The 20,910-nt window shown below is 61.8% G+C and carries 19 protein-coding genes and 1 pseudogene; 3 read left to right on the top strand and 17 right to left on the bottom strand.

The annotated features are described in order from the left end of the window. Positions 1–37: 37 nt before the first annotated feature. Positions 38–1,096, bottom strand: coding sequence for a sugar ABC transporter substrate-binding protein (locus PWP93_RS23945; RefSeq protein ID WP_421046292.1), 1,059 nt, complete (start codon positions 1,094–1,096; stop codon positions 38–40). A 160-nt stretch (positions 1,097–1,256) separates the two neighbouring features. Continuing rightward, positions 1,257–2,153: an AraC family transcriptional regulator gene (locus PWP93_RS23940; RefSeq protein ID WP_421028017.1), complete on the bottom strand. Its 897-nt coding sequence runs from the start codon at positions 2,151–2,153 to the stop codon at positions 1,257–1,259. Positions 2,154–2,562: 409 nt separating this feature from the next. Here PWP93_RS23940 and parS point away from each other — a divergent pair, with 409 nt between their 5' ends. Then, complete coding sequence (parS, locus tag PWP93_RS23935; protein ID WP_421027515.1) at positions 2,563–3,081, top strand: type II toxin-antitoxin system Xre/ParS family antitoxin; 519 nt, start codon at positions 2,563–2,565, stop codon at positions 3,079–3,081. Then, entirely contained in the window at positions 3,078–3,560 is a 483-nt protein-coding gene (locus tag PWP93_RS23930; protein ID WP_421027514.1) for an RES family NAD+ phosphorylase, read from the top strand. The genes parS and PWP93_RS23930 overlap by 4 nt, the downstream gene beginning before the upstream one ends. A gap of 185 nt (positions 3,561–3,745) precedes the next feature. On the opposite strand, the gene PWP93_RS23925 is transcribed toward PWP93_RS23930, so the two are convergent. From PWP93_RS23925 to PWP93_RS23905, 5 genes are all read right to left on the bottom strand, one after another. Beyond that, positions 3,746–5,020: a haloacid dehalogenase-like hydrolase gene (locus PWP93_RS23925; RefSeq protein ID WP_421046291.1), complete on the bottom strand. Its 1,275-nt coding sequence runs from the start codon at positions 5,018–5,020 to the stop codon at positions 3,746–3,748. Between the two features lie 141 nt (positions 5,021–5,161). Continuing rightward, a complete protein-coding gene (locus PWP93_RS23920; protein WP_421046290.1) occupies positions 5,162–6,373 on the bottom strand; it encodes a PLP-dependent aminotransferase family protein in 1,212 nt (403 codons plus the stop codon). Positions 6,374–6,466: 93 nt separating this feature from the next. Then, positions 6,467–7,978: an aldehyde dehydrogenase family protein gene (locus PWP93_RS23915; protein WP_421046289.1), complete on the bottom strand. Its 1,512-nt coding sequence runs from the start codon at positions 7,976–7,978 to the stop codon at positions 6,467–6,469. Positions 7,979–8,060: 82 nt separating this feature from the next. Next, positions 8,061–11,018 (bottom strand): FAD-binding and (Fe-S)-binding domain-containing protein, encoded by a 2,958-nt coding sequence (locus PWP93_RS23910; protein WP_421046978.1) that lies wholly within the window; start codon positions 11,016–11,018, stop codon positions 8,061–8,063. Between the two features lie 37 nt (positions 11,019–11,055). Further along, positions 11,056–12,084, bottom strand: coding sequence for a DUF1338 domain-containing protein (locus tag PWP93_RS23905; RefSeq protein ID WP_421046288.1), 1,029 nt, complete (start codon positions 12,082–12,084; stop codon positions 11,056–11,058). Between the two features lie 146 nt (positions 12,085–12,230). Between PWP93_RS23905 and PWP93_RS23900 the strand changes: the two genes are divergently transcribed. Further along, positions 12,231–13,148: a LysR family transcriptional regulator gene (locus PWP93_RS23900; RefSeq protein ID WP_421046287.1), complete on the top strand. Its 918-nt coding sequence runs from the start codon at positions 12,231–12,233 to the stop codon at positions 13,146–13,148. A gap of 50 nt (positions 13,149–13,198) precedes the next feature. Here PWP93_RS23900 and PWP93_RS23895 read toward each other — a convergent pair whose 3' ends face one another. The 10 genes and pseudogenes from PWP93_RS23895 to PWP93_RS23850 all read right to left on the bottom strand — a co-directional run bounded on the left by PWP93_RS23895 (position 13,199) and on the right by PWP93_RS23850 (position 20,826). Continuing rightward, positions 13,199–14,467, bottom strand: a complete 1,269-nt coding sequence (locus PWP93_RS23895) for an NAD(P)/FAD-dependent oxidoreductase (protein WP_421046286.1) — start codon at positions 14,465–14,467, stop codon at positions 13,199–13,201. Between the two features lie 50 nt (positions 14,468–14,517). Next, a pseudogene (locus PWP93_RS23890) lies at positions 14,518–14,727 on the bottom strand (lysine transporter); the annotation flags it as partial. A gap of 331 nt (positions 14,728–15,058) precedes the next feature. Next, a complete protein-coding gene (locus PWP93_RS23885) occupies positions 15,059–15,259 on the bottom strand; it encodes a hypothetical protein (RefSeq protein WP_421046285.1) in 201 nt (66 codons plus the stop codon). Between the two features lie 329 nt (positions 15,260–15,588). Continuing rightward, positions 15,589–16,242, bottom strand: a complete 654-nt coding sequence (locus tag PWP93_RS23880; RefSeq protein ID WP_421046284.1) for a hypothetical protein — start codon at positions 16,240–16,242, stop codon at positions 15,589–15,591. 72 nt (positions 16,243–16,314) lie between these two features. Beyond that, on the bottom strand, positions 16,315–16,446 hold the full coding sequence (locus PWP93_RS23875) for a hypothetical protein (protein WP_421046283.1): 132 nt from the start codon (positions 16,444–16,446) through the stop codon (positions 16,315–16,317). A 167-nt stretch (positions 16,447–16,613) separates the two neighbouring features. Next, on the bottom strand, positions 16,614–17,075 hold the full coding sequence (locus tag PWP93_RS23870; RefSeq protein ID WP_421046282.1) for a hypothetical protein: 462 nt from the start codon (positions 17,073–17,075) through the stop codon (positions 16,614–16,616). Positions 17,076–17,180: 105 nt separating this feature from the next. Next, the gene (locus PWP93_RS23865) at positions 17,181–19,184 is read right to left on the bottom strand and encodes a DUF2345 domain-containing protein (RefSeq protein WP_421046281.1); all 2,004 of its coding nucleotides are present in this window, start codon (positions 19,182–19,184) and stop codon (positions 17,181–17,183) included. Further along, entirely contained in the window at positions 19,117–20,271 is a 1,155-nt protein-coding gene (locus PWP93_RS23860) for a type VI secretion system Vgr family protein (RefSeq protein ID WP_421046280.1), read from the bottom strand. Before PWP93_RS23860 ends, PWP93_RS23865 begins: the two co-directional genes overlap by 68 nt. 4 nt (positions 20,272–20,275) lie before the next feature. Continuing rightward, positions 20,276–20,566, bottom strand: coding sequence for a hypothetical protein (locus PWP93_RS23855; RefSeq protein ID WP_421046279.1), 291 nt, complete (start codon positions 20,564–20,566; stop codon positions 20,276–20,278). A 2-nt stretch (positions 20,567–20,568) separates the two neighbouring features. Further along, on the bottom strand, positions 20,569–20,826 hold the full coding sequence (locus tag PWP93_RS23850) for a PAAR domain-containing protein (RefSeq protein ID WP_421046278.1): 258 nt from the start codon (positions 20,824–20,826) through the stop codon (positions 20,569–20,571). Positions 20,827–20,910 lie beyond the last annotated feature (84 nt).

The raw sequence follows: 20,910 nt of genomic DNA, 5'->3' as shown, positions 1-20,910 counted from the left end.
CGGCTGCCGCCGCGCCCCCATCGATCTGCATCGCTAATCAATTCGCGATGCCAAGCTTCTTGCAGCCGTCTGCGTAGCGCCCGGCGCACAGCTCCTTCGCGCTCGTGAAGCCCTTGTCGACCACCTCGGCCTTGAGGTTCTTCGCGGTGATGACGGCCGGCTTGAAGAGCTGCGACGGCGTGTTGAAGAGCGTCGTTTCGCCCTTGGGCTTCTCGCCAGAAAGGAAGCCCACGGCGACCTTGGCCGCGGCAGCCGCGACGATCTCGCTCGGCTTGAGGATCGTGTTGTACTGGTCACCCGCCACGATCAGCTGCAGGCCCGCAAGCGTCGCGTCATTGCCGGTCACGGGCGGCACCGGATTGACGCCGGCCGCCTTGAACGCGGCGATGGTGCCGCCCGCCGTGCCGTCGTTGGCGGCGACCACGCCGACGATCTGCGAGCCGAAACGCGTGATCTGCCCGCTCACCCATTGCTGGGCCTTGGGCGGCGCCCATTCCGGCGTGTCGTATTCGGACAGCGTCTTGTAGCCGCCGCCTTCCAGCCCTTCGTGTATGCCCTTCCTGATCAGGCCCGCCGCCGCATCGGTGGGCGAGCCGTTGACTTCGAGCACGCCGCCCTTGCCGCCCGCCACGCCCGCGTCTTTCAGGTGCTGCACGAGCGATTGCGCAATCGATTTGCCGATCTCCTCGTTGTCGAACGAGACGTAATAGTCCGCGGGCGTAGACGGCACCGGCCGATCGTAGGCAATCACCTTGATCCCCTGGCTTTGCGCCATATGCACCAGCGAAGCCGCCGCCGTCGAGTCGACCGGATCGAGCACGATCACCTTCGCGCCCTGCGCGATCACCGAATTGAACTGTTGCTGCTGGGTCGAGGCATCGGCATTCGCGTTCTGGTACAGCACCTTGCAGCCGGCGCAGAGCTTCGCCATTTCCGCCTTGAAGCCGGGGAAATCATGCTGCTCGTAGCGCGTCGACGCGTGGTCGGGCATCAGGAACGCCACCGTGCCGCTGGGCGCGGCGAAGGACGCGGTCGCACTGGTCAGCGCCAGGCCAGACAGTGCGGCGCCGATCAGATGGGTCGAGAGTCGGGTCATTGCTTGTCTCCATGATTTGACATATGCCGGCGCAGCGCCGGTGGACCACCGGTAAAGCTTTTCCACGCCGGGCGCGCGGGCCCGGCGGGACGGTGCGAATGAGACGCCAAACCTGCACGAAACCTGCGCCGTCACGGCGCCGCGCGCATGCAGCCGGTCATCAGGCGGCGCTGGCGACGCTCGCCACGCTGGCGACGTTCAGGCGCTGCCACGAGCGCCAGCGCGACGGCGACATCCCTTTGATCAGCAAAAACTGCCGGTTGAAATTCGAGAGATTGTTGAAGCCGACCCGATAGCAGATATCGGTGATGCTCAACTCGTCGGACAGCAGCAGCTGGCACGCGAGATCGATGCGCAACTGGTTCACGTACTGCACGAACGGCACGCCGGTGTGCCGGCGGAAATAGCGCGAGAAAGCGCTGACACTCTGCCCCGCGAGCGCGGCCAGATCGGTCTCGCGCAGTTCCTGCGAGAGGTTCTTGCCGATGAACGTCAGGACGTGATTGATGCGCGAACCGGCATAGCGCGCCGGATCGGCGCGATACGCGGCGCTTGCGAGCTTTTGCGGCTCGGCACTGCGCAGCAGCTGTTCGAACAGCGCAATGAACAGCATGACGCGGCGCAGCCCTTGCGCGCCAACCATCTCGCGCAGGATCGGCTCGACGGCGGCCCCGGTCTCCGGCGCAAACAGCAGGCCGCCGCGCGATGCGTCGAGCAGCGGCTCCACGCGCCGGAATTCCGGAAACGCATCGAAGGTGCGCGTCACGAACGCTGTATCGAACTGCAGGACGAGGCAACGTTCGTCGACGCACTCGCCTTGCGGCACGCTGCTGACCCAGTTATGCGGCAGGTTCGGTCCGACCATCACGAGGTTGCCCGGCGCGAAGTTGCCGATGTGATCGCCGACGAAGTACTTGCCCGTCGTAGCCGTGACGAGGTGGATCTCGTACTCGGGATGGAAATGCCAGCGCACCGTGCGCCAGGGATAGCCATGCGCCCAAACCTTGAACGACTCGGCGGCCGGAACCGCGACCAGTTCCAGGTCGGGCTGGCCCATCCTGGGCTGGTCGATCCGCGCGTGGCCCGCATCCCGGTGTGTCATCGCATCCTGCCTGGATAGCATGTGTCTTCCTCCTGCGGCGATCCGTTCTTTGTTGTGTGGCTCAGGAAATCGACGAGCGACCGCCATGCCTGAAAATTACCCGGCCCCATGCCGATCGGCTACTAAAAATAAGACGCCAGACCGATACTTTTTTGCATAAGGGAAACCCCGTAGCGGCGCCGATGTCAATTTTTGTGCAACGCAGCGGTGGCGCGTCACTGGAGGCCGTGGACGCCCGCGCCGCTCACAGCCGGCACAGCCGGCACAGCCGGCACAGCGGCTTCTCAAATGAGAGTTCCTTGACCTCCGTTCAAGAGAATTCTAAAATGGTAGCAACAACGTTCCCATTTGGGAGAACCACCTTATGGCCCTGAATCAACCCTCTGGCCGCCCGGCGGCCACGCGGCCGGCCGCACGCCCGGCTGCGACCCATGCCCGCAAGTCGCTGGTCGCCTCGGGCCGCGCCGGCGCCCGCCATGACGATATCGAAACGTTCCTCGTCCGATTCGATCCGCTCGAGCAGCGCCGGCAGATCCGCGAAGGGATGGAAGCGGCCATCATCGAGCGCGTGGCGAAGAACCTGCTGCACGTGCCGGTCCAGACGCTGCTCGCGCATCTCAATCTGCCGAGTTCGACAATCCTGCGCAAAATGGCGCGCGAGGAGCGCCTGTCGCCCGCCGAGTCGGATCGCGTCGCACGCGTGCTGTACGTGCGTCAACTCGCGATGGAAGTGTTTGAGGATGCGGCGCTGGCCGCCGAGTGGATGCAGCGATCGAACGCCGAACTGGGCGGGCTCTGCCCGCTCGAAGTACTCGACTCGCAGCCCGGCTACGACCGCGTGCGCGAAATTCTGCTACGCGTCATCCACGGCGTGTCTGCATGAGGCTTTACCGCCTCGCGAAGGAAAGGCGCGGCTATTACCGTGCCGACGACCTGAGCGGCAATGGCGCGGCGCTCGCCGGCGGCCGCTGGAACCCGCGAGGCATGCGGGTGCTCTACACCTGCTGCCATGCCTCGACCGCACTGCTCGAGGCGCTGGTGCACATGGCGGGCTTGTTGCCGGCCAGCGGGTATTTCCTGGTGACGCTGGAGGTGCCGGACCCGGTCTACGCCAACGCGTTCGTGCCCCGGCTGCCAGAAGGCTGGGCGGACCTGACGCACGAACCCGCGCAAACAAGAGCGCTGGGCCGGCAATGGCTCGAAGCGGGCGAGCAACTGGGGATGCGAGTGCCGTCGGTCGTTTGTCCAAGCGATTTCAATCTGCTGCTGAACCCGATGCATCCGGAAATGGAAAGCGTCAAGGTCATCAGCACCGAACCCTTTACACTGGATCCACGCCTGTTCGGCCGGACGACGCGATGAATCCGATGTCGACGGCCTGCGCATCGACGCGGCCGTCCGAGGCGCCCCGCCGATCACGCTTGCTCACGGACGCTCAAGCCCCCCGCTGATTCAACCGCGCGCGCGTTGATTGAGCGCGTAGTCGACCTCGAACGCCGTATCGCGGCAGTCTGCCCCTCTTCATAACCGGGGCAGACTGCCATGCATCACGCCAGCAGCTTCCGTTCCGTCTTCCCGTACTTCACCGACTTCTCATCCGGAATCATCAGCCCGGTGCGCTCGTCGCGGCCCTGCAAAATGAAGCGCGCGTCGGGGTTGCCGATCTGCTCGGCCGCGAGCTTGCTGTCCGCGCCAATCTCGCCCTTCTTCATCCGGTTCACGATCACGCCGACCGCGGTGTCCTTGAAGTCGCGCAGCATCCACGCGTCGCCGTCGCTGTCGCCGAATACGAGCAGCGGGCCATAGCCCTTCTTCGACTGCAGTTCGCCGCGAATGCCCGCGGTTTTGCCCGGACCGTAGTTGAAGTACCAGCCGCGCTTGTAATCGCTCGTGTATTTGCCGTCCTGCATCTCCAGACGCATGCCGATCACATTCTCCGGCGGCACGCCGTAACCGTAGTTCGGATGACCGGCGAATACGCGCACGATGTCGTCGAGCGAAGCGGTGCTCACATACACGTCTATTCCGTTCGCGCGCAGGGTATGCATCACCGCACGAATTTCCTCATGAATGCGCAGGCCGTGAAAATGCTTGTCCGACACGACACCGGCCTTGCCGGGCAGCGTCTTCGGGCTTTCATACGCAACCTTGCGCAGCGCGTCGCCGATCCCGTGATCGTTCGACGCGGCCGCCATCGCCTGCACCTCGGCAGGCGTCATGTTCCTGTAGAAGTAGATGATCCACTTGTAGCCGACTTCGAGCGGATGCGTATCGCAGATCGCGTCGTACATGAAGTACAGCTTCGCGCGGAAATCCTTGAACTGATCGGTTTCCTGGATCGCTTCGAGGCTCTGGTCGCCCGCGAGGCCCTTATAGTTCGCATGCAGCCAGCGGTAATCGGATTCGACGTCGGCGGCGAGGTCCTCCATCGTCACCGGCTTGCCGTCCACCGTCGTATAGTCCTTCATGAACGGACCCTTCGGCACGTCCTTCCACATCACCTGGACGAATTCATCCGGCGTCAATTTGTACTGCAGATGATTGATCTGATACATCAGCAACGCTTCTTCGCAGTCGTTCATGATGCACGTATTGTCCCAATCGAACACCGCGTATGGACGACGATTCGGGTTGTATCGCCTGCTTCTCACGCCGTGCTGGTCGAGCACCGACTGCAGGCGCGCCGCGTTCAGCGGCGACCAGCGGGCCGGATCTAGCGCGTCGGCCGTCGGCTTCCCGGCTTCAGCCGCGCCTGCCCGGGTGCCAAGCGCACCAGCCGCGGTGGCGACGGCAATGGTGTTCAGAAACTTGCGGCGTTGCATAGTCTCTCTCCGTGAGTATGACGGCTCCGCGCTGGACGAGTGCGCGTGCACACGAAAATATGACGGAAATATGACAACACCTTATCGCCGTGCGACACCAAGCTGTCTGCTAACGACATTATGCGAATGCGCTAGAACCCGCTATGACGGCCTTCTTGCTCTCTGCACCGCGTCATGAGCCCGCTTCATTCGACGCGCGCCTTCCCTGATCGCCTCCATGCCTGGCGCGGCAAACGAAAGCCGCAACGAGACGCGATCCGCCGCATCGGCAAAGAAGGCCTTGCCGGGTACGAAAATAACCTTCTGCGCAATCGCCTGCTCCAGCAGGTCCGATGCGTCAATGCCCGGCAAGCGGGCCCACACGAACATGCCGCCCTCGGGTTGTTGAAACTCGATGGCGTCGCCGAGTTCCTCGCGCAGCGCCGCGCACAATTCGCGGCATTTCACGCCGTATGCCGCCGTTATTTTCGGCAGATGAGGTTCGAGCGCGCCGGCCGCGAGGTATTCGGCCGCCACCGCCTGAGTCCAGGGTGAGCTGCAAAGATCGACCGTCTGTTTGGCAATCACGCAACGCCTCACGATTTCTCGCGGGCCCACCATCCAGCCCACGCGCAAGCCCGGCGCGACGATCTTGGAGAGGCTCGCGAAATGCACGACCCACTCGCGCGCGCCGTCGATGTGCTCCGCTTCGGCGAGCAGCGAACGCAGCGGCGCGCCGGCAAAGCGCAGATCGCCATAGGGATCGTCCTCGACCACCACGAAGCGGTACTTGACCGCCAGCGCGAGCAACGCGCGCCGCCGTTCGGCCGACAGTGTCGCGCCGGTGGGGTTCGCAAAGGTCGGCACCGTGTACAGCAGCTTCGGCTTGCCGCACGCGCCCGACTCCAGCAGCGCCGCGAGCTTCTCCACCTGTATCCCCTGCGCATCGATCGGAACCGTCACGATCTTCGCGCGCTGCAACCGGAACGCCTGCAAGGTCGCGGGATACGCAGGCTCTTCGGTGAGCACCACGTCGCCGGGTTCGACCAGCACGCGCAGCAGCAAATCGAGCCCCTGTTGCGAGCCGGTGGTCGCCATCACTTCGTCGGCTTCGCATACTGCGCCGCGCCGGCCCATCAGCGCCCCGATTTCACGCTTGAGCGCCGGCAGCCCGTCGGTAGGCCCGTATTGGAGGCACTGAACCGCCGGGGCGTAAGCGCGCTGCGCCGCGAGCCGCAAGCCTTCCACATCGAACAAATCGCTGGCCGGGTAGCCGCCCGCGAACGAAATCATGCCCGGCTCGCCGAGGTATTTGAAGAGCTCGCGAATCGGCGAGCCGGAGGGCTGCTGGAACGGAGAAGTGAACTCGTACATGGCGTCGTTCGGGAAAGGTGAAGAAGCGGTGAATGAATGGGAGCGGCGGCACTCCGCCGTCCAGCGAAAGCAGCCGGACGGCGTAACCACCGGTTAAAAGCGGTTCCAGTCGATGTTGAAATCGATGCCTTGCGCGAGCGGCAACGCCGACGAGTAGTTCACGGTATTGGTCGCTCGGCGCATGTAGCCCTTCCACGCATCGGAGCCCGATTCACGCCCGCCGCCCGTTTCCTTTTCGCCGCCGAATGCACCGCCGATCTCGGCGCCACTCGGCCCGATGTTCACGTTCGCAATACCGCAATCGCTGCCGCTGGCCGAGAGGAAACGCTCGCTTTCGCGCATGTCCGTCGTAAACACGCACGACGAGAGACCATGATGCGCAGCGTTGTTGGCCTCGATGGCCGCGTCGAAATCGCTGTACTTGAGCACGTAGAGGATCGGCGCAAAAGTTTCCGTCAGCACGATCTCCGTTTGCGACGGCATCTCGACAATCGCGGGACGCACGTAGAAGCCCTGCTCGTTGCCGTTCACGACGTGGCGCTCGCCGCCGTGCACCTTGCCGCCTTCCGCCCTGGCCTGCGCGAGCGCCGCCTGCATGCGGCCGAATGACTGCTCGTCGATGAGCGGGCCCATCAGCGTGCCCTGCTCCAGCGGATTGCCAATGGCCACCTTGCCGTAAAGCGTCTTGAGGCGCTCAACCGCCTTGTCGTAGACGCTCTCATGCACGAACAGCCGGCGCAGCGTCGTGCAGCGCTGGCCCGCGGTACCGACCGCCGAAAAGAGAATGCCGCGCAGCGCCAGTTCGAGGTTCGCCGTATTCGAAACGATACCGGCGTTGTTGCCGCCGAGTTCGAGAATCGAGCGGCCGAAGCGGCGCGCCACTTCGATGCCGACGGCACGGCCCATTTCGGTGCTGCCGGTCGCGCTGACGATGTTCGAGCGCGGATCGGCCACGAGCTTTTCACCAACTTCGCGTCGACCGTTGATCAGAATCGTCAGCCCCTCGGGCGCGTCGCCGAACTCTTCGAGGGCTTCCTGGAGAATGCGCTCGAGCGCGAGCGCGGTGAGCGGCGTCTTTTCGGAAGGCTTCCAGATCACCGTATTGCCGCAAATGAGCGCGAGTGCGGCATTCCACGACCACACGGCCGCCGGGAAATTGAATGCGGAGATGACCGTGCAAACACCCATCGGATGCCACGTTTCCGCCATGCGATGGCCGGGACGCTCCGAAGCGATGGTCAGGCCGTAAAGCTGCCGCGAGAGACCCACCGCGAAATCGCAGATGTCGATCATTTCCTGGACTTCGCCCAGGCCTTCCTGAAGGATCTTCCCGGTTTCGAGCGTGATCATGCCGCCAAGCGCCTGTTTCTTCTCGCGCAGCTTGTTGCCGAGAATGCGCACGAGTTCGCCGCGGCGCGGCGCCGGTACGTTGCGCCACGTTTTGAACGCGGCCTGTGCCTTGTCGAGCAAGGCGTCCACGTTCGCGACCGGCTCGCTCGGGACGCGGCCGATCAATGCCCCGTCGATCGGCGAGTGAACGGCGATATCGCCCGTTTCCACCAGATGTGCAATGCCTAGATCCTTGAGAAGGTTCGATGCTTTCATGCTAAGACCTCTAGATAATTCCAATTCGGAAAATCGATGACGGGACCGGATGCCCGGAAAATTCGATAACGCTCAAATCGCTTCAAGCCGTTGCCTCGACGCGCTCGGGTGCCTGCTCAGGTGCCTGCTCAGGCACGCGCGCGTGCAGCCCCTGCTGCGCTCCAGCGAGCGATCGCAACGCCAGTTCTGCGATATGCAGCGTGTGCCGTCCGGCGCCTTGCGCGATCTGCTCGCGGCAACTGAAGCCATTCGTCACGACCAGGGTCTCGCGTGGCGCCTGCCGCACGAGCGGCAAGAGCTTGTCCTCGCCGATCTTCATCGACAGCGCGTAGTGGTCGGCGTTGAAGCCGAACGAGCCGGCCATGCCGCAACAGCCGGTGTCGAGAAGCGTCCAGCGCACCCCCAGTTTGTTCAACAAGGCGGTTTCGCCCTTCATGCCGAACAGCGACTTTTGATGACAATGCCCATGCACCATCACATCGGCGTCGAGCGACGGCCATTCGAATGGCGCCTTTGCGACGAAATCGGAGAACAGGAAGCTTTGCTCCGAGAGCCGCCGCGCAATCTCGTTGGTCGGGAGCTGCTTCAGCAACTCGTCCTTGAACACCGACAGGCAACCCGGTTCGAGCCCGATCACGGACACACCACTGCGGATTTCGTCTGCGAGCTCTTCGACAATGCCGGTCAGCAGCGCGCGCGCCTCATCCAGCAGGCCGTAATCGTAGAGCGGCCGGCCACAGCAAAGCCGCTTGCGGGGCAGCACGACCTCATAGCCGACGCGCTCGAGCACCTCCATCGCAGCCGCCGCGACCTGCGGCGAGAAATGATCGTTGAAGGTGTCGACCCAAAGGATCACCTTCTGGCGAGCCCCATTCGAACCGGCGCCGGATGCCGTGCGCTTCCTGTCGCTCAGCGCCCTGAACGACTTCGGCGCGAAAGCGGGAAGCGCGCGCTCCGCTGCCACGCCCGCGATCCATTTGCCGAGGCGGGCCAGCGGCGGCGCAGACATCGCGAAGTTTGCAAGGCGCGGGAGACGGCTCGCCCAGGGCGCCCATTGTCCGATGCGCCCCATGAACATCGCTTGCCTCGGCCGGCGATTATTTTCATAGTAGTGCGACAGGAACTCTGCCTTGTACGAAGCCATGTCGGTATGCGTGGGGCAATCGGACTTGCACCCCTTGCAGGCGAGGCATGCGTCGAGTGCAGCTTTGACTTCCTTGCTGTTCCAGCCGTCCGTAATCACCTCTCCCTGGAGCATTTCCCAGAAGAGATGCGCGCGGCCGCGCGTCGAGAAGCGCTCTTCCCGGGTGGCGCGAAAGCTCGGGCACATGATGCCGCCATCGAGCGAGCGGCACTTGCCCATGCCGATGCAACGCTCGACCGCACGCTGCATGCCGTCGCCTTCCGGGCTTTCGAAGGTCAGCTTCGTCGTCAGCGTGACGGGCTTGTACGACGGCCCCATGCGCAGGTTCTCATCGGCACGCCAGGCGTTGACGACCTTGCCGGGGTTCAGGCGATTCGCAGGGTCCCAGATCGCCTTGAACTCCTCCATCGCCTGCATGATCTCGGGACCATACATGATCGGCAGGAACTCTGCCTTGGCCTGGCCGTCGCCATGTTCGCCCGAGAGCGAGCCGCCGAAATCCACGACCAGCTGCGCGGCTTCGCGAAGGAATCCTCTCCATTTGACGACGCCTTCGGCCGTGCGGATATCGAAGGTGATGCGCGCGTGCACGCAGCCGTCGCCAAAATGGCCGTACAGGCAGGTTTCATACCCGTAGCGATCCACCAGCGCCTGGAAGTTGCGCAGGTAGTCGCCAAGCCGCTCCGGATCGACGGCGGCATCTTCCCAGCCCACCATCGGATCGGGCTTGCTGGGATCGATCGAGAGCGAAACGGCAGAAGCACCCGTTTCGCGAATCGACCAGATCCTCTGCTGCTGCGCCTTCTCCGCAGCGACATAGCCACTCACGTCCGGGCCCGCCTCGCCCGCCAGGAAATAGCGCTCCGCGGCTTTTGCCTGACGCGTCGCGTCCTCCATCGAGTCGGCTCCGAACTCGAGCACGACCCACGCGTCGCCGGGCGGCAGCAGCGCGATTTCCTCGCTCTTGAGGCCGCGCGCCTGCAGGCCGCGCACGATGCCGCGATCGAGCCCTTCGATGGCGATCGGATTGAAGCGCCTGAAGTGCGGCACGGCATCGGCCGCGACGTAGATGTCCTTGAAGCCGAGCAACAGCAGCACGCGGCATGCCGGGCTATGCACGAGCCGAACCTTCGCTTGCAGCGTGATCGCGCACGTGCCTTCGGTTCCCACGAGCGCACGCGCAACGTTGAAGCCGTTCTCAGGCAGTAACTGGTCCAGATTGAAGCCCGACACGCGGCGCTTGATTTGCGGGAATTCGTTGCGAATATAGTTTGCGTAGCGGTCGCGCAATGCGCGCAGGCGCCGATAGATTTCGCCGCGACGGCCGCCCCCGGCGATGATCGCGTCCAGTTCGCTTTCGCTCGTCGGCCCGACCCAGAAGCGCGCGCCGTCGTACGTCAGGACCTCCAGGGCCTCCACGTTCTCCGCCGTCTTGCCCGCCATGACCGAGTGCGCGCCGCATGAGTTATTCGCAATCATGCCGCCGAGCGTGCAGCGGCTATGCGTCGCCGGGTCCGGCGCGAACGTCAAGCCGTGCTCCTCGGCAGCATCGCGAAGCGAGTCGCAGATCACGCCGGGCTCCACGATCGCCGTTCTGGCGACCGGATCCACGGCAACGACCCGGTTGACGTATTTGCTGGCGTCCGCCACCACCGCCACGTTCACGCACTGGCCGTTTTGCGACGTGCCGCCGCCACGCGTCAGGAACGGAACGTCATGGTGCTTGCAAACCGCCACTGCGGCGACAAGGTCTTCCACGTCGGCGGGAACAACCACGCCGAGCGGAATTTGCCGATAGTTCGAAGCATCCGAAGCGTAGAGCGCCTTCGACCCGGCGTCGAAGCGGACCTCGCCGCGCAGCGAGCGGCGCAGATCGGCTTGAACGCCTTGCAGCATGTCTTCGCTGGCCTGAAACGGAGTGGCGGCTTTCAATTTACGTCCCGGTGTTGGCGGTCATCTTGAAGATGCCGGTGGCATTGCCGGCGTCGAAGCGCAGATCGGTCTCCCACTGGCGCGTGGCCTGATTAAAGGTGCGCTTGCGCGTGATGAACTCATAGAACGAGCCCGGCACCTCGCGCTTCACTGTGCCGCCATCGCTCTGGCGTAGATCGCGCAGGACGATATCGGCGCGATACGCCGTCTGGAACACGCGGCCCGAGCGCGAGCGCTCGACATCGGGCTTCATCGGCCGGCCCTTCGCCTTCTCGTCGTCGGAAAGCTTGAACACATCGGCAACACGATCGGTCGCATGGTTGAACGCATTGCCCTCCGTCGAAATCCACGCCATTTCGGCCGATTCGCGCAACAGGGTTTCGTAGTCGTCGACGCTCGGCGCATCGTGCTGGCGCGCAAATGCGCCGACGATCACGGGCAGCAGTTCCTGCGCTGTTTCGAGCGGCAAATGGCCGTCGCGCGCGAGCTCGGAAAGCTGCGAGCACGCGAGCGGCGTGAGCGGATCGCGCGACGAGCCCAGCACGTTGGACACGGCCTGCTGAAATTCCGGCGAGAAGCGCTCCGGATGCAGTTCGCTGACGAAGAACTGTGCGATCTCGTCGGGCGCGTCCTCGTGAGCATAGGCGCGCCCCGTCATGCCGAGCTTGTCCAGCGGGTAGCGGCCATTGAGCTTGAAGCCGAGCGGCAGCAGGATGCGCGTGAATGCGGCCTCGCCGGGCGGCAGCGCGCCGCTCTGCGCCCAGCGCACCGTGCGCAGCGCGCCATGGTCGAAATACACCGAACCACCCTGGGCAATCGCGTCGTTGGTGTAATTGCGGCCGTTGGGTGATCGCTCGAGCAAATCCTCGAACAGCGCCATATTCATCGCTTGCGCCAGTTCGGCACGCGTGACGATGCCGTCTTCCCATTCCTGCAGCAGTGCAGGGATGTTCAGCGTTGCGAAGAGACGGCCGGTCTTTTCCGCGCCGAGCAAATTGTGCAGCAGCCTTTCAACATTCGAATTTCTCATTGCCATCTCCCAGATCACAGAAAATCGGGCGTGGGATTTATTCATTCCCCGCAGTACGCCTCGCAGTGCATCTATAAATTATTCAAAACGCCGCGCCCGCCGTAAAGTGACATAAAATTAGCAGTCGATGAGTTTTTGGAACTATCATGCGTAAATTCCGGATCCCCAACATGAGCGCGCTGATCGCCTTCGAGGCGGCCGCGCGGCATGAAAGTTTCACTCAGGCCGCCAAGGAGCTCTTTCTCACGGAAAGCGCCGTGTCCCGGCAAATCGCCACGCTCGAATCGGGCCTCGGCGTGCGCCTGTTCGTGCGCGCCAAGCAGCGCGTGGTCCTGACCCGCGCGGGCAAGCTCTACGGCATGCAGGTGCGCCGCTCGCTGGAAAATCTCGACAAGGACACCCTCTCGATCATCGTGCACGGCAGCGGCGGCGGTTACCTCGAACTCGCAGTCTTGCCGACCTTCGCTTCAGAGTGGTTAATTCCGCGCATGAAAGACTTCAACGACCGCACTCCCGACGTGCGGATCAACATGGGCGTGCGAACAGACACGTTTTCGTTCGACGAATCGCATTTCGAAGCCGCGATTCACTATGGGAAACCCACGTGGCCCGGCACGACGTCCGACTATCTGTTCGGCGAAGAAGTGGTCCCGATCTGCTCGCCGGGCCTGCTGAAGAAGCCGATCAGGAAAGTGCATGAACTGCTTGCGTACCCGCTGCTCCACTCGACCACCCGGCCTCACGGGTGGTCGCAATGGTTTGCCTCGCAGGGGGTCGAAGACAACGCCACGATGCAGGGCGTTCGATATGAACTGCATACGATGCTCACCGCAGGCGCGGCGGCGGGGCTGGGCATCGCACTCGTGCCCCGGTTCCTCGTGGAAGGGCAGCTCAAGCACCTGGGCCTCGTGATTCCGTTCGAATCACCCGCGGCGCGGAATGCGGGTTCGGATGCCGCCTACTATCTCGTCTATCCAACGGAGCTCAGCCACGGCAAACCGCTCGAGGCGTTTCGCGCGTGGCTGCTGGAACAGGCCGGGGCATACGCCGGCATCGAGCGCTAGCGCGCCCAGCCGGCTGACGGCTCCGTGCAGGAACAGAGCGTTTGGCGCGTTCAGCGCCGGTATGAGGCGAGCGCATCGCGCGCCTGAAATGCGGTGTAGGTGAGCTGCGCGGCCGCGAGCCCGGCAAGGCCGAACGTGCGTGTCAGGCCAAACGCGGCGAAACCGGCCGGCACCGCCTGGCCCAGCGCCAGCGCATCGGCGAGCGTTTCGCCGGCGACCGTGGTGGGCGCCATGCCGTGCCCGCCGAAGGCGATGGCGTGCCAGACGCCGTCGCCGTCACGGCCGATTTGCGGCATCTTGTGCCGCGCATAGCTCATCAACCCGCCCCATGCATACTCGACCTTCACGTCCGCCAGTTGCGGATACACGCGTATGAGGTCGCGCCTGAGCAGCCGCGCAATGGCCTCCGGACCGCGATCGAGCACGGAGATGCGGCCGCCCCACAAAATTCGGGTGTCCTTGAGCGGACGGTAGTAGTCGAATGCGAAGCGCGTGTCATAGACCGCATAGGGCGCGTCGATCGCTTCGGGAAGCCGCGCACCGAGCGGCTCGGTGGCGATCACGTAGGTCGCGATCGGCAGGACCGCGCGCTCGATCCGCTGCACGACGCCGCGCGCATAGCCACCGCACGCGAAAACCACGTCCTTGGCCGACACCGTGCCATTCGGTGTACGCACAACGAACCCCGCAGCGACTCGCTCGATCGAGCGTGCCGGCGATTGCTCGAAAATGCGCGCGCCGCCTTGCGCCGCTGCATTCGCGACGCCGAGCACATACTTGAGCGGATGAAAATGAAAAGCGTTGGGCTCGAAGAGTCCACCGTGATAGCGCTCGGTCTTCAGCCGCGCACGCAATGCATCCTTCGCCACCGGTTCCCATTCGACGCCGAAATCGCGCTTCATCAACGAGCGCAATGCATCCAGCTTCGGCTGATCGTCGAACCAGTTTGCGAGCATGACGCCCCGATCCACGAGATCGCAATCGATGCCGTAACGCGCGATGCGCGCACGAATCAGGTCCACGGCGTCGATCGTGAGGCCGTACAGATGGCGCGCCTTGCCCGGGCCCAGCGTGCCGAGCAGGTCGCCATTGTCGAGACTGTAGCCGCCGAAAACGAAGCCGCCGTTGCGGCCCGACGCGCCAAAGCCGACACGCTCGCCATCGAGCACGACGATGTCGCGCACACCGCGCTCGACGAGCCCGAGCGCCGTGTTCAGGCCCGCGAGACCGCCGCCGATGATGCAGACCTGTGCATCGAGCTTGCCGCTCAGTTGCGGGTAAGGCTCGCGAGTGACAGTGGATTCGTAGAAGTTTTGCATGCGATTGGACTTCGAAATAACGGAAAAGCGGATGCGAGGCCGCGCCACACGATCATCGCTACGCCGAGCATCGAAACCCAGCCGCCGACGAATGGAGCATCCTTGATCGAGAAGTTTTCGAAGCCGTCGGTGGGGCCGCCCTTCACGATGCCGAAGATCATCAGGACGCCCACGGCGATGAACCCAATCACGGTCACGACCTTGATCAACGCGAACCAATATTCCGCCTCGCCGAAACCACGCACCGACAACGCGTTGAGCGCGATGAAGCACAGGTTGCTTCGATCGTGAACCGGATGGACTCGGGGAAGGTTTGTCGGGTTGTGAACGCATGACGGGCGCTGTCTCCTTGTTTGTCTCTGACGACGACGCAGGTCTGGTTCTGCTGCCACTTTCTCGCGACATGGACGCACTGAACCGGCCGACTTGCGTGTCGCCATCATCGTGGTGCCGGCCGCGCACGGAACACCCGCAGCCGGAAAAACGCCGGCTGTTGGTGCCACACATCTCGACGCCGGCAAAGTGTATTGATTAACGAGACAGAACGCCAAACGAAATTTCAGAACTAATTAATGCATCTTTGTCATCAACTCATGCCGAGCCGATGGGCTCGACGCGCTGATCAGAACCGTGTGCGAATGCCGGCGCCTGATTCAAATTGTTGTTATCGCGCGACCACGCATATGAGGCCAGTATGCTGCCCACGCCCACCGGCACCGAAAGGCCGCCTTGCAGCAGGTTCACATGACGACGGATTCCCGCAGTGGTTTGCTCAGTCGATGGGCATTGCATTACGGTACTCGTGCTACACGGCGAGCAGAAGGACATACTCGTTGTGCTCGACGCTCGCGAATATGGGAGGGCCTGGAGATGAAACGCCGCTGCATGTGACCCGACCCCGTTAGATGTGGGGCTGTCGCACGCACTGGTACCGGCTGCCGAACAACCTGCGCGCGTGAATCGGGCGTGCGCACCGCTACGGTGTCGATACCGGTACGCACCCTACGCGCAGTTACGTTGATGCGCACCGCATCGCGCTCGAATGGATACGCGAGCATGCGCCTACAACGAACGAAAGCGACCGTTAGGAGGTGGCGCAATGTGTTGGTACGAATTAGCGATCAATTGTCGATATTTTCGAGCATTTTCTCTCGCTTTTCGTCAAGCTGGCCGTACACCCTCATTTGCGCGCAGGAGTAACCCGTCACACTCTCACCTATATCGCCTCTGGGAAATGGTCGCACCATCAAGCTACCCGATTCCTTATGTTCCAGATGAAGGCCGTTGCTTGATTCAAGAATAAACCACGGTGAGCTCGTATCTCCGCAGGGCGAGATAACAGGTGGCATTCCAGGCTGTCGCGGTGGGACGAAATCCGCCCGCATTTCATTCCACGTTCTGACGCTGCCATCCTTCGGATAAGTAGCTTCAAATCTTCCACGATAGTAGATATTTCCATGAATCGTGTAATATCCGTTGTCGAGATAGCGAAACGATTCATCCATGCGATCCGTCGGTATGCCTTTTACGAAAAGCACACCATTTCGCATATAAAGTCCATGATGCTCGCGCAGCTTCGGACCGTCATCGAAGACAATGACACGGTTATTTTTTATCCTTTTTGCTACCGCAAAATCGATCGAATATTCATCGTCTGATATGTAATCTTCAGTACCGAAGTAGTACGTCACCTCTCTAAAGTAGCTGCAAGCAGATGCGTAACTGGCGAACACCGTGATGATTGATACAAGTGTAAATTTCAGGAAGCGTCGCATATAGACATTCACATTGATAAGCCCCGCACCAGCGGGGCACCTTGTCGGGTTACGCCAGCACTGATCAGTTCATCATTCGTCAATCTTCCCCGTGTAGCCGCTCTCGCGGATGCGCTGGGCTTTTTCCTCGCGCTTCTGCTTGCGCATTTCGGGTGTCAGGTAGGGGTAGGCGCGGCGGATCGTTACGCGGTCAAGGTCATACATACCTTCCTTTGTCGGGCCGAAGAAGCCCAAATCGACATTGACGGGAAAGCGGCTATCGATATGCTCGTTCGCGCGGTAGCGACAGATTGTGATCCAGTCGTTAGGCGGCGACGCAGGAAAGCAGTTGCCCTCCTGCCTGTTACCGCCTGTATCGACCCAGTAATCGGCTAGATCGAGCCGCCTTTGTATTTCGGTCGAACCGGCTTATAGAATCGGAGAAGAAGTTGTGACGGCACAACTGCTACTTTTGATCGGTCCTCGAAGTAATTCAATGGATCAGCCTCCGTAGTCATTACGAGTTTCGATGGTGGCATCGTGTCGTTTTCATATCGATAGACACGTCCTGTATTCTCGGGGCCTTCGTCCGTAGATCTGATTGCTCCAAAAATTCCACTTTCCGGATTGAATGATTTTCCGTCACGCAGGATCGTCATGGCCTCATCGAGCAATGCGAGAATGGCTTCATGTTGCTTGTCCATGTTCTGCTCATGCATTGGGCTTGCCTCCGATTGCGGTGACTGTATCGCCGTACTGCTTTGTGCATGCACCTGGATTGACCCGGAACTTACCATCAGGATCACGCCAGTATGAAGTAACAATCTCGCCACACGTCCACGCGTCTTCTTCATGTAACTGACTCCTATAGCCTTTCTTTTCATCTACCATCAGTTTCGCGACTTCCGGCGTAACGTTCCTCAACTTGCATACTTCCTGTTCGACAATGTCGAGATCCTTCAGGATCGGTGCAAGCTTCGGATTGGTCTTCGTTGTTTTTCCAAAAATCCTCCAGTAGTAGTCGAATACCAGCATCCGGTGCATGCCGATTTTTGCCAAGTCATCTCACCTGTCAATGATTTATCGTCCAATGGTTTGGCGTAGCTCACAATCCTGTCCATGCGTGTTGTGTTGATCGCGATGGTCCAATATTCCGATACAAAGCCACCTGCGTAGTCGGCTTTCATTCCGTACTTCGGATACCCTTCCGGTCCAACAATCACGACTTCAGGCATAGCACCGTATCTTTCTTCGGACCCAGCACGCAATCCGAACGGTCCGTCCTGAAGCGCAGCCCATAGCGACGGCTGAATGGCTGAAACGATCGTTTCGTAGAATACGTTCGACGGACCTTTATCCAGTCCTACCCAGTCTATCGCTTCAAGTGCCGTCTTGATTGCCGCTGTATACGTCTTCGCGACCGGATATTCGATGTTGTCGCGGCGTTGATATTTCAACGGTGTGTCTTCCGTTGTTGCGCCTTTGAGAAGTCGATATCGCCGGAGACCAAAATTCAGCGCATCGCAGGTGAAGTACTCAGGCTGCTTGGCTTGTGACGTGACGTTTTCATCGGGGGTACTCGCGCTCTTGCCGCCAATGGCCGTAGTGCGTTTCGCGGGAGGCTCCGATGGCGGGGTAACCGGGCGACTGCCATCGTCGTAGACCGTTACATGGGTCACGCCGATTACGTCATCAGGCGAACTTTGCGACATCAACTCAACCACGCCGAACGATATGGTATTGCTTGTCACCATCTGCAATTCGCCCAGCTCACTCGTCACGCCCTCAATGATCTGTCCATCATCGAGCGTGAGGCGGTACGGCTGATTCGCCACCGCGAAGCCGCCGCCGTCCTCAACCAGTACATGATGCGCTGCGTACTTGCCGGGGTTGTCGGGCGTAACGGGGAAATCAACCGGTCGCGCCTGCGGATCGTCGGTCGCATGGTCCCCCGCGTGAACGAGGAATTTTCCATCGGTATAGATGGTAAGACCTTCGGGGCGCATGCGCAGCAACGTTCCGCCGCAGCGAATATCCACGCCGTTCTTTCCCGTTATCTCCACGATGCCCTGCGTACTCGTAATAGTCATGTCCTTCTGGGACGATTGCGTCATCGAGTCGGTGCGCGACTCGATACGAACCGGACCCGGCGTGACAAATGACAGCGCCTTCTGCGCGTATAGCGAGATGGTCTCGCGCACCGAAGCGAAGAACGATTTACCGGCGGCAACCGAGACGTCCCGGCCAGCGGTCATCGCGGTGTTCTCGTCGCTCGCAATGTGCGTGCTGCCCGCCGCCGCCGTCTGGATGCCCGCCGCGCTCGAAAGGGTGAGGTGCGGTGCCTCGAACTCGGGGAAATCGTCCACGCCCGGATGCGCCCCGGCAGCAGGCTTGCCGCGCAACTCGGCATTGTCGCGGCGCATGCTTGCGGTCACGCTGGACTGATCGCTGCCCGCGTCCTGCGCGCCGTGCCGCTGCGCCTGCCGCGCCATGCTCTCGTGAATGTCGCGCGCACGCGTGAGTCGGGCGATGGTCTCGCCCATCTCCTTCATCTTGCCCGCCGCGCCGAGCTTCACAATGGTGGTCAGCAGCATCCCGAGTGCGCGCAGGACGCCCTGCTTTTCTGACTGTAGCTCGAAGCCTTCGCCGCGCCCTTCGTGCCGCCCTTCGCTGCCTTCGATGCGCGTGATATAGCCCAGACTCAGGCTGCTCTTACCATGATCCGATGCCAGTTGCGCCTGCTGACGATTCTCCGTGTCGTCCAGCACGAGATGGTTCGATGTATTACCGTTACCGAGGGTGCGGCTCACGATGCCGGTGAGCGCACGATTTGCCAGCAGCTTCCACGGTGGCATGTTGTCCTGATTCGGCACGAACGCAGCGACAATGGGCCGATCAGGATCGCCGTTGACATACGCGACCAGCACCTCCTGACCGGGCCGCCCGTGCATCACCACGCCCATCTGGTCGCCCTGCCACGGCAGCGCGAGGCGTACCCAGATGGACGTATTCCCGTGATAGTTGCCCTCCCGGTCCCAGGCGTACTGGATCCGCAACACGGTTATAGGCATCGACCATTATCGGGTGCTGCTCCCATCCGACAATCACCGCATTTTCGTATCCTTCGATGCGTGGACGCGGCGTGACCTGCGGCATGCGATAGGGCTCTCGCGTGGGGTGCAGTTCGAACTGGGCGTCAAACTCATATTCCGCCACGCCACCGTCGAGCTTTGACGACAGCCCCTGAGTTCCCCGGATATCGATCCTGCAATCGAGCACGAGATATTCGCCGTTCGCCCCGGCGTGCGGATGGTCCGTCAGCGTGAATGTCCTGCCCGATTCGATACCACGCAGCGCGCCCTGGCCCTTCGCACGGATGCGCCCACAGCGGGCGGCTTCGAGCTTCACGCGCGCGAGATGCTGGGCCTCCTTGCGCCAGGCCTTTGCTTCCTCCGGTCCCGCACTATCCACCGGTTTCGAGTGGTAGCGGGTTGTTTCCGGCTGCGCGTATTCGGCGGGCTCGTAGGACTCGATTCGTTCACTATCGAAGATGTCTGGATGGCCATTTCCGTGCTTGATACCGTACTCTTCGCGATATGGCGCGCTGTTCGCGCTCAGTCGCGGCGAAATATAGCTGTGGTCATGGACTACGACCCTGTTGAGCGCAACCGACGTGCGCCAGGACTGATGCGTGACATATTCCCTGTCGAGATACCCGCCATTGGGACGATAAGGCAGCGTTGCGTAGGGCGCGGTCTGCGCCTTGCAGGCACGGATGCTGTCCGCGATGACAAGGAAATGGCGGCCTTTACTATGTTCGAACCAGATCAGAAAGCCGAATTCCTCGCACAGGCGCATGCAGAAGTTCCAGTCCGTTTCCGATGCCTGCCGGATGAAATCGCGTCGCGGAGACGGCGTGTTCTCGATGCGAAATTTGATATCGTGGCTGTACGATTTAAGGATCGTATGGAGAATGTCACAGATGCTTTTATCGATGAAGATGCGCGAGTTTTTGCACAGCGTCGCGCACCACCAGATCGGACGCAGCACGAATTCATAGACGACGGTCCTTGAATGTCAGCGTGATGGCCGAGCCCTTGATGGCGTCGAGATCGACTTCGAATTCGTCGGTGGCAAACCACTCCGGGTGGGGAACGGATCTGACCGCCTCGATGCGATATTCGAAAAGCTGCCCGATGGCTTCATGGCCTGTAATGCGTCGCGGCAGCAGGACGTCCTCACTGTAGTCCTGTTCCCGTCTCCCCCTTTGCAGGGTGATTTCCCGTACGGGCAATTCGGGACCGCGCATGCGCACGGGGGTGTTGTATTTTCTGGGGAACCACATGCTCAGGTCCCCCGCTGTAATGTCGCGCCGCAGGTTGTGGTGTCACCGATGAACGCCACACGCACGCCGCCATGCGTGCGCCTGCCCTTAGCGACAATTGGAAAATCGCCGCCGCATTTCGCGCACCGTACAAAGTGGCCGTCGAGCGCGACCGATATGTCCTGGTGTGTGAGGTTTGGCGCGGCCTCAATGACTTCGCCGCCGTGGTCTGTGATATCGCCCAGGCGCGCAACGTCGCGCCCCGTTACTGCGTCTTTCATTTGTCAGCACCTCCCTGGATGGCAAGGCGTTGCGATGAGAACTACGCCTCGCGCCGCCGTGGCCGCCTACCCTGAAAGGGCTGC

The organism is Paraburkholderia sp. A1RI-2L, from assembly GCF_048957375.1.
Classification (GTDB): Bacteria; Pseudomonadota; Gammaproteobacteria; order Burkholderiales; family Burkholderiaceae; genus Paraburkholderia.
Note: the sequence above shows the minus strand (reverse complement) of the source record. Positions and strands in the feature narration are given on the sequence as shown.